This window comes from Bradyrhizobium sp. WSM2254 (assembly GCF_000472645.1).
Lineage (GTDB): Bacteria > Pseudomonadota > Alphaproteobacteria > Rhizobiales > Xanthobacteraceae > Bradyrhizobium > Bradyrhizobium niftali.
The window spans coordinates 1-8,884 of sequence record NZ_AXAB01000083.1; the positions used below are offsets into that span (position 1 = coordinate 1).

General features: G+C 65.7%; 10 protein-coding genes and 1 pseudogene. 5 read left to right on the plus strand and 6 right to left on the minus strand.

Going from position 1 to position 8,884, the window contains the following annotated elements; genetic code table 11:
- Positions 1-100: 100 nt before the first annotated feature.
- The 3 genes from A3M7_RS0137195 to A3M7_RS0137210 all read right to left on the minus strand — a co-directional run bounded on the left by A3M7_RS0137195 (position 101) and on the right by A3M7_RS0137210 (position 2,094).
- Positions 101-799 (minus strand): glutathione S-transferase family protein, encoded by a 699-nt coding sequence (locus A3M7_RS0137195; protein WP_027548433.1) that lies wholly within the window; start codon positions 797-799, stop codon positions 101-103.
- Between the two features lie 288 nt (positions 800-1,087).
- Complete coding sequence (locus A3M7_RS0137205; RefSeq protein ID WP_027548434.1) at positions 1,088-1,318, minus strand: hypothetical protein; 231 nt, start codon at positions 1,316-1,318, stop codon at positions 1,088-1,090.
- Complete coding sequence (locus tag A3M7_RS0137210) at positions 1,315-2,094, minus strand: sulfite exporter TauE/SafE family protein (protein ID WP_027548435.1); 780 nt, start codon at positions 2,092-2,094, stop codon at positions 1,315-1,317. Before A3M7_RS0137210 ends, A3M7_RS0137205 begins: the two co-directional genes overlap by 4 nt.
- A 270-nt stretch (positions 2,095-2,364) precedes the next feature.
- Here A3M7_RS0137210 and A3M7_RS0137215 point away from each other — a divergent pair.
- From A3M7_RS0137215 to uvrB, 4 genes and pseudogenes are all read left to right on the plus strand, one after another.
- Positions 2,365-3,283: pseudogene (locus tag A3M7_RS0137215) on the plus strand (LysR substrate-binding domain-containing protein).
- 137 nt (positions 3,284-3,420) lie between these two features.
- Positions 3,421-3,648 (plus strand): hypothetical protein, encoded by a 228-nt coding sequence (locus A3M7_RS0137220; RefSeq protein WP_027548436.1) that lies wholly within the window; start codon positions 3,421-3,423, stop codon positions 3,646-3,648.
- 35 nt (positions 3,649-3,683) lie between these two features.
- Positions 3,684-3,914 (plus strand): hypothetical protein, encoded by a 231-nt coding sequence (locus A3M7_RS0137225; RefSeq protein WP_027548437.1) that lies wholly within the window; start codon positions 3,684-3,686, stop codon positions 3,912-3,914.
- 90 nt (positions 3,915-4,004) lie between these two features.
- Positions 4,005-6,920: an excinuclease ABC subunit UvrB gene (gene uvrB / locus A3M7_RS0137230; protein ID WP_084302856.1), complete on the plus strand. Its 2,916-nt coding sequence runs from the start codon at positions 4,005-4,007 to the stop codon at positions 6,918-6,920.
- 91 nt (positions 6,921-7,011) lie between these two features.
- Here uvrB and A3M7_RS0137235 read toward each other — a convergent pair whose 3' ends face one another.
- The 3 genes from A3M7_RS0137235 to A3M7_RS0137245 form a co-directional block, all read right to left on the minus strand.
- Complete coding sequence (locus tag A3M7_RS0137235; RefSeq protein ID WP_027548439.1) at positions 7,012-7,398, minus strand: hypothetical protein; 387 nt, start codon at positions 7,396-7,398, stop codon at positions 7,012-7,014.
- Between the two features lie 104 nt (positions 7,399-7,502).
- Positions 7,503-7,682 carry a hypothetical protein gene (locus A3M7_RS0137240; RefSeq protein WP_027548440.1) on the minus strand — a complete coding sequence of 60 codons (180 nt, stop codon included), beginning with the start codon at positions 7,680-7,682 and terminating at the stop codon, positions 7,503-7,505.
- 96 nt (positions 7,683-7,778) lie between these two features.
- Positions 7,779-8,015 carry a hypothetical protein gene (locus A3M7_RS0137245; RefSeq protein ID WP_027548441.1) on the minus strand — a complete coding sequence of 79 codons (237 nt, stop codon included), beginning with the start codon at positions 8,013-8,015 and terminating at the stop codon, positions 7,779-7,781.
- A 299-nt stretch (positions 8,016-8,314) separates the two neighbouring features.
- Here A3M7_RS0137245 and A3M7_RS0137250 point away from each other — a divergent pair, with 299 nt between their 5' ends.
- Positions 8,315-8,773 carry a nuclear transport factor 2 family protein gene (locus tag A3M7_RS0137250; protein WP_027548442.1) on the plus strand — a complete coding sequence of 153 codons (459 nt, stop codon included), beginning with the start codon at positions 8,315-8,317 and terminating at the stop codon, positions 8,771-8,773.
- The last annotated feature ends 111 nt before the right edge of the window (positions 8,774-8,884 follow it).

Consider the following 8,884-nt stretch of genomic DNA (forward strand, 5'->3'; position numbering starts at 1 on the left):
ATGCCTTGACTTCAGAACCCCGGCAGAGGCCTTCTCCTCTCAACTGTTGCACTTCGAGTGTGAATCCACCTCCTGGCTTTCGCCAGGACGACGCCTGCGGCTACACCGCGTGCCCCGGCGATGTCCGCGCCATGCCGTCGAACGCATCGAGCAGCTTCTCGCGCCACGCATAGACCGGATCATCAGCGTCCAGCAGCTGGAACGGGCTCACCACCCGCGCCCACTGAAATCCGCCGAACACGATGTAGTCGGCATAGTTCGGCGTGCTGCCGCCGAGATAGGCTTGCGTCTTGAACGTCTGCCGCATCACTTCGAGCGATTTGCGGAAGGCAACCACGCCGGCATCGCGGCTGGCCATGATCTCTTCCAGCGTCTTGCCGCCAAAGCGCGCCTCGCGCGACTGGCGGAAATAGGCGGCATCAGCCTCAGCAAGGTTTTTGGGAATGTCGGCAATGATCAGCGGAAAGATGCCGCCAACGATGGCGATGTCGCCGAAGGCGTTGAGCATGCGCGCCATGGCGCGGCCGCCCTCGCCGCCGAACAGCGACGGGCGATCCGGAAAGGTATCTTCGAGATAGTTCGCGATCGCCCAGGAATCGACGACGGGCTTGTCGTCGTGCAGCAGCACCGGGACCTTCTCCGAGCCGTGCGGCGCGATCGCGCTCTTCTCGGTGAAGCGCCAGGGCAGCGATTCCGCCGCCAATCCCTTGTGCGCCAGCGCCATCCGCGTGCGCCAGCAATACGGGCTGAAGGGGCGCGCGGCGTCGGTGCCGACGAGTTCGAACAGTTTCAGCGACATGGCTGGTGCTCCGTCATTGCGAGCGCAGCGAAGCAATCCAGACTGCCGCCGCGGAGACATTCTGGATTGCTTCGCTGGCGCTCGCAATGACGATGTGGAGAGAGATGCGCGCAACAATCTCGGTCGTCATGCCCCGCCACCGGGTCTCGCCTTTGGCGAGCCCGATGACAGGCTCCGGCGGGGCATCCAGTACGCCGCAGCGGTCGTGAGATGCATTACTGCCGGTGTTTACTGGATCATCCGCCTTCGCGGATGATGACAGCGAGGGCGCGGGGAGAGGCGAAGAAACTACCGCCCGTTGGTTCGCAAAAACCTTTCGCCATCCTCCGTCACCGCGATGACCAGCCCGAGACCGGCAACCGTCTCGCGCGCAACGTAGCCGCGGTCGGCGGCGTCTTCCCAGATGGTGAGGCGCGGGCACGAGGTCCTCCAGGTCGAAACCACCTCGGCATAGGCACGCGGCTCGCGCGCGACCCATTCGACGAAGTCCAGCACCAGCGGATCGGCGGTCTCGCTCATTGCAAACCTCCCTTGTCGAAGGCCGCCAGCACCGGGGTCCGAACCAGGAGCCAGCCGCCATAGGCGACGTAGTAGCAGGCGATGGTGGTAATCAGCTTGTTCGACCAGGCGATGAATTGCTGGTCGGTCATGGCTTCGAGAATGCGGCGCGCCAGCGTGGTGCCGAGCATCGAGGCTGCGATCGCGACGCCGGCGAGCACGGGATCGAGGCTCGCCGCCTGGTCGATGATGCCGCCGAAATAGATCAGCTTGGTGAAATGGCTGACGAGCTGGCACATCGCCTTCGTCGCCACCTTCTCGCGCCGGCCGAAATCGCCGCCGAGGAAGAAGGTGTCGAGCAGCGGCCCCGAGACGCCGGTCATCAGCATCAAGCCCATGCAGATCGTGCCATAGACGGTGCCCTGCCAGAGCCTGTCGGGGTCCGGCTTGATGTTCGTCGGCAGCAGCCGCGCCATGAACGGGGTGATGCCGAGCAGCAGCAGCGCCATTGGCTTATCAGGCACGTAGCGGGTGAGCGACCAGGCCGCGAGCGCGATGGCAGCGCCGACCATATAATTCGCGACCGGCCGCCAGCGGATATGCGCACGCCACAGGAACGCGCGCCAACCGTTCGAGGCCATCTGCGTGATCGCGTGCAGCACCATCGCGGTGGGCAGCGGCATCAGGGCCAGCAGCACGCCGATCAGGATCAGCCCACCCGCCATGCCGAACAGCCCCGACAGGAACGCGGTGGCGACCATCAGCAATCCAAGGGCAGCGATCATGATGGGCGTCACGTGGGGAATCTCCTGTAGGACGGTCAGGGACGCAGGCTGCTTCACTCCCTCTCCCCGCTTGCGGGGAGAGGGTGGGGTGAGGGGGAGTCTCCGCAGGGACGGTAGCAGTTGGACTCGCGGAGGCTCCCCCTCACCCGGAATCCAAGCTGCGCTTGGCTTCCGGCCTCTCCCCGCACGCGGGGAGAGGCGATGGGGAACGTGCCTCGCTTGCCCCCTTCGCGCAAACTGAGTTATCTTGCCCTGGCATCAGCTTTCCTGAGGGTTGGTCATTTGCGGCGGCTGCTGTTTCTCAACGGCATCAAGGCATTCGAGGCGGCGGCGCGGACCGGCAGCTTTGCTGCGGCGGGCGTCGAGCTCAACGTGTCGGCGGCAGCCGTCAGCCGCATGGTGCATCTGCTCGAAGAGCGGCTCGGCGTCGCGCTGTTCGAGCGCAAGGCCAACAGGCTGGTGCTGACGCAGGCGGGCCGCGCCTATCAGAGCGGGCTGACGCCGATCTTCGATGCGCTGGCCAGTCTCACCGCGCAGGTGACGGCGCCCTCCAGCGTGCGCGTGCTCACCATCGGCGTCGGCCACACCTTTGCGATGCGCTGGCTGATCCCGCGCCTGTCGGAGTTTCGCAACGAGGAGCCCGACATCGAGGTGCGCTTCACCACCGGCGGCGCATCGGTGCCGTTCGGCGAGGACTGGAGCTGCGGCATCAAGCTCGGCACCGGCGACTGGCCCGGGCTCGTCGCCGAACCGCTGTTCGCCGGCGACCTCACGCCGGTCTGCGTGCCCCGGTCTCGCCGCCTCATTGAAGCGGCCGGCCGATCTCAGGGGACCCAGCCTGATCCGCGTCGCGCATTCAGCCGAGGACTGGCCGATCTGGCTGAAGGCCGCCAACCTCGCGCGGATCAATGCGCGCGGGCCCGAGTTCCAGTTCTACGGCCAGGCACTCCAGGCCGCCGCCGACGGGCTCGGCATCGCCATGGGCATCCGGCCCTATATCGACGACGATCTCGCCGCCGGACGCCTGGTGGCGCCGTTCGACCTCTCGGTGCCCAAGGGAATGCGCTGGTACCTGGTCTATCGCAGCTTCCAGACCGAGCAGCGCGATTTCGCCGCGTTCCGCCGCTGGATCATGCGCGCGGCGTCGGAACCTGCCGCCCGCCCAGTGAGGCGGACCGGCCGCACCACCACGCGGAACTGACATTCAGCGGTTCCGCCGGCAAAAAACCCCGTCCATTGTGAACGGCTTCACATCCTGAAATCCGCAAACGTGGTCCCCTGACCCTCCAACAAGGCACTCGAGCAAGAGACTCGAACTAGACACTCTGGGGACTACCAATGACGACCATCTACGACGGCTTTGACATCGAATCCTTCGAAGCTGGCAAGGGACTGTGGCACGCCCGCATCCGGCGCGCCGATTTCAGCCCGGTTGCCATCGACGGCGTGCTGTTTCCGGCCATGGAAGTCGGCTTCGCCTGGCCCGATCGCGACGCCGCGATCGCCGACGCCAAGCACCATATCGATCGCTTCCGCCGGCGGGCGGACGACAGCGACGACGAATGATCGGTCAGGGACAGCGCGCAAAAGGGGAACCGGTCATGTCAGTCATCGAATTCGACGACGCAACACGGCCTCGGATCTACGACCGCACCGTCCTGTCGAATTGTCCGGAATGCGACGGCGATCTCGCGGTGGTCCGCGTGATCGGCGGCCGCGCCGGGTGCGAGTACTGGACCATGCGCTGCACCGGTTGCGGCGGGATCCACCTCGACATCCTCAAGCCGCACCGGGCGGCCGGGGACGACGAGGCCCCGCCGCCGGTGGCGTGATCCTGCCTGCTGCCAACCTGCTGTCAGCAGCCTGAGCACGGACGGGCATTCGCCCTTTCCTGAGGGGCGGACTCGTCCCATATTCGCCCCATGGCGAAGAAACCTGCATCCTCCGAAAAATCCGGCAAATCCCCCAAATCCAAAGCCCCGAACTCGAAGGCGCATCGCCCTGACGTGCAGCCGATCGGGCCGGCGCTGGCCGAGCTGCTCAATCCCGCCATCAACCGCGGCGATGCCGGGCTTGGATCGGGCACCGGCCTCCAGCCGCCGCCGGACAATTCGCGCGACCGTCGCGCCGGGGGCGAGGCGGCCGCGCATCGCGCGCGGGCCTCGACGCCGAAGGACTTCCCCAGCGACCGCCCGGCGGGACTGGACGAGGCGCCGCAGGCCAATTACGGCACCGCGGCCACGATCCCGACGCTCGATCCGGAACTGGCGCGACAGCTTGGTCTTCCCACCGAGGAGGACGATGCCGAAGCGCTGGCACGGCCACCGCGCTCCAAGATGGAGGCGCTGGGCGTCAAGGCCACCGCGGATGCGCTGGAGTCGCTGATCCGCGAAGGCCGGCCGGAGTTCCGCAAGGACGACGGCTCCATGAAGGTGTGGACGCCGCACCGGCCGCCGCGGCCGGAAAAGTCCGAAGGCGGCGTGCGCTTCGAGATCAAGTCGCACTACGAGCCGCGCGGCGACCAGCCGACCGCGATCGCCGAGCTGGTCGAGGGCATCGAGCGCAACGACCGCTCGCAGGTGCTGCTCGGCGTCACCGGCTCCGGCAAGACCTACACCATGGCCAAGGTGATCGAGGCGACGCAGCGCCCCGCGCTGATCCTGGCGCCGAACAAGACGCTGGCCGCCCAGCTCTATGGCGAGTTCAAGAACTTCTTCCCCGACAACGCGGTCGAGTATTTCGTCTCGTATTACGACTACTACCAGCCGGAAGCCTACGTTCCGCGCACCGACACCTATATCGAGAAGGATTCCTCCATCAACGAGCAGATCGACCGCATGCGCCATTCGGCGACGCGCGCGCTGCTCGAACGCGACGACGTCATCATCGTCGCCTCGGTGTCCTGCATCTACGGTATCGGCTCGGTCGAGACCTACACCGCGATGACCTTCGCGCTGAAGAAGGGCGAGCGCATCGACCAGCGCCAGCTCATCGCCGACCTCGTCGCGCTCCAGTACAAGCGCACCCAGGCCGATTTTACCCGCGGTACTTTCCGTGTCAGGGGCGACGTCATCGATATCTTCCCGGCGCACTACGAAGACCGGGCCTGGCGCGTGAATTTGTTCGGCGACACCATCGAGACCATCGAGGAGTTCGATCCGCTTACCGGCCACAAGCAGGACGAGCTCGAATTCATCAAGATGTACGCCAACTCGCACTATGTGACGCCGCGCCCGACGCTGGTGCAGGCGATCAAGTCGATCAAATCAGAGCTCAAGCAGCGGCTCGACCAGCTGCACGACCAGGGCCGCCTTTTGGAGGCGCAGCGGCTGGAGCAGCGCACCACCTTCGACCTCGAGATGATGGAGGCGACGGGAAGCTGCGCCGGCATCGAGAACTATTCGCGCTATCTCACCGGGCGCCGCCCCGGCGAGCCGCCGCCGACGCTGTTCGAATACGTGCCCGACAACGCGCTGGTGTTCGCCGACGAGAGCCACGTCACCGTGCCGCAGATCGGCGGCATGTTCCGCGGCGACTTCCGCCGCAAGGCGACGCTGGCCGAATACGGCTTCCGCCTGCCGTCCTGCATGGACAATCGCCCGCTGCGGTTCGAGGAATGGGACATGATGCGGCCGCAGACGGTCGCGGTCTCGGCCACGCCAGGCGGCTGGGAGCTCAACGAGAGCGGCGGCGTGTTCGTCGAGCAGGTCATTCGCCCGACCGGGCTGATCGATCCGCCCGTCGATATCCGCCCCGCCCGCACCCAGGTCGACGATCTCGTCGGCGAGGTGCGCGCCACCGCGCATGCCGGCTATCGCTCGCTGATCACGGTGCTGACCAAGCGCATGGCGGAGGACCTCACCGAATATCTGCACGAGCAGGGCATTCGCGTGCGCTACATGCACTCGGACATCGACACCATCGAGCGCATCGAGATCATCCGCGACTTGCGGCTCGGCGCCTTTGACGCTCTGGTCGGCATCAACCTCTTGCGCGAAGGCCTCGACATTCCCGAATGCGCGCTGGTCGCGATCCTCGACGCCGACAAGGAAGGCTTTTTGCGCAGTGAAACGTCCTTGATTCAGACCATCGGCCGCGCCGCGCGCAACGTCGACGGCAAGGTGATCCTCTATGCCGACCAGATGACGGGGTCGATGGAGCGCGCCATCGCGGAAACCAACCGGCGCCGCGAGAAGCAGGTCGAGTACAACACCGCCAACGGCATCACGCCGGAGAGCGTGAAGAAGCAGATCGGCGACATCCTCAACTCGGTCTACGAGCGCGACCACGTGCTGGTCGAGGTCGGCGGCCACGACATGACCGACGACGTCATCTCGATCGGCCACAACTTTGAAGCCGTGCTCGCCGACCTGGAAACCCGCATGCGCGAGGCCGCCGCCGATTTGAACTTCGAGGAAGCCGCGCGCCTGCGCGACGAGGTCAAGCGCCTGCGCGCCACCGAGCTCGCGGTCGTCGACGACCCCACCGCAAAACAGCGCACGGTGCAAGGCAAGGCCGGCGCCTACGCGGGCACGAAGAAATACGGCGACGCGGCGAACCTGCCCGTCAGCGCCATGAAGAAGAAGACCGTGAGCTCGGCGCTGAAAGCCAGCGGCGGCGGCAGCGGCTCGAAGGTGCACAAGCCGCATCTCGACGAAATGCACGGCCCGGAATCGCTGCCCTATCGCGAAAACCGCGCGCTGCCGTCAAAACCGTTCGGCGGCGAGAGCCGGATCATCCAGCCGACCGACTCGCGACAGTCGGGCCCGGAGTTCGGGCCCACCCCGCGCTCCAGCGGCGGCGCGCCGGGTCATCGCGGCGGGTGGAAGAAGAGGTAGGCGGCGCAGTATCACCCGCGCCAGTCGTTGCTATGGATTCCGGGCTCGCCGCTTTGCGGCGCCCCGGAATGACGAGGGAGCGATATGCCCCTCACCCCACGCTCGCCGTCACCACGGCCATCACCGACAGCAGCAGCACGATGGTCACGAGCTGGAGCGAGGCGACCGGCCGGGTGCGCCAGGCCGTGATCTTGTCGGACAGCGACAGATGGGCTTCGAAGAATTTCGGTTCGTAGACGGTCTTGAAGACAGCGGGGAAGCTCGGGCCGAGGGTCACGGCCAGCAGCGCGTGCATCAGCGAGGCGATAGCGACGAAGATGGCGACGCCGGGGTCGCCGGAGAGGTCGTGGTCGCCGCAGAGCTTGAGCAGGAAGGCGGCGGCGGCGAAGGTTGGAAAACTCTGGAGAATCGCGGTCAGCGCAAGCCCTTCGAGCGCGTTGTGGAGGAGGGACTTTCTCGCAGCGGCGATGGTGGCCATGGCATGTCCCCGTGATGACATGCGGATGATGGTAGCCACAACGTCGTAAGGGAGATGTGAGATGGCTCACGCACCGTTTCGGAGCAGCGCAGGAGCAAGCGGCATCAAAGCTGGCGGAAGAAGACGAAATAGATTGCGAGGCCAATCGTCGAGAACGACAGCAGCACGCCGAGCCAATTGTATTTGACGCCCTGCGAACGGGAGGCGTTTCTCACAAAAGCGATGAGGGCATATAGAAACAGGATTGCGAGAACGAGACCCCACAAGGACTTCCCGAAATCCATCGCCCCTCGCCCGATTCAACCGTAGCGCACGCGAATATGAACTTACCATCGGAGCGCGCTCGATCAAAGGCGGGGGGAGCGAAATTTTCCGCGGCGCTACAGCTTCCCCTGCCCGTTCACCTGGCTCTGCTGTTGCCGCTGCCTTTCCTGTTCCTTCGCATGGTGCCGGCCGTAGAGGCAGCCGGCAGCGGCACCGAGGACGCCGTGATGACCGGCATAGTGGCCGGCGACGCCGCCGACGACGGCGCCCTTGATGCAGCCCTTGGCGTTGGCGGTGGCGGTTGCGCTGAGCACGAGAAGGGCGGCGGCGACGGCTAGAAGCGGGGATTTCATGGATCGATGTCTCCGGATGCGGTGTCGGCGTCTCAACGGGCGCGGGCGCATCGCGGTTCCAAGCGCCTGCGCGGGCTCGGCATTGCGCATTGGTCCACACGCCTCGCACGCCAGGCAGTCGAATGCGCGTGAATTCGTGCAGGCGCGCGGCCGCTCAACCCGTAATTGCAGCCATGAACCTGGCATTGCGCTTGCGCGTCATATCGACTGCAACACCCCCTGTGGTTTTGCGGATTGCCGCTGCGCGAAACCACGCGTTAGCGTTGCGCAACGCCACGCGGCCAATGAGGACGGGCGGAATGACGGTCGAGAAGCTCAATCGCCAGCGCGTCGTGCATCTGCTCGACGCCTTCGCGCGCGGCGACATCGAGGCCGCGCTGTCGTGCTGCACCGACGACGTCGACTTCCTCACCCACGCGCCGATCGACATCCTGCCGCACATGGTGCCGCGCCACGGCAAGGCCGAATTGCGCACACTCTGGCAGACGGTCTGGTCGCGCTATTCGGAAGTCCGCTACAAGGCGCCGCACATCGTCGCCGAGGGCGACGAGGTCGCCACCTACATGCACGCCTATTTCAGGAAGCGCAGCAACGGCCGCGTCGTGCAGTTCGACATCGCGGTGTTCTACACCTTCCGCAACGGACAGGTGGCGCAGATCCGCGAGATCATCGATTCCTACGATCTGGTGCAGCAGGTGCTGGAGCGCGAGATCGGGCCGCTGATCACGGGGGCGGGGGTGGTGGTGGACGGGGTGTAGGGCTCGCCATCTTCTTGGCGTCGTCCTGGCGAAAGCCAGGAGGTGGATTCACACTCGAAGTGCAACAGTTGAGAGGAGAAGGCCTCTGCCGGGGTTCTGAAGTCAAGGCAT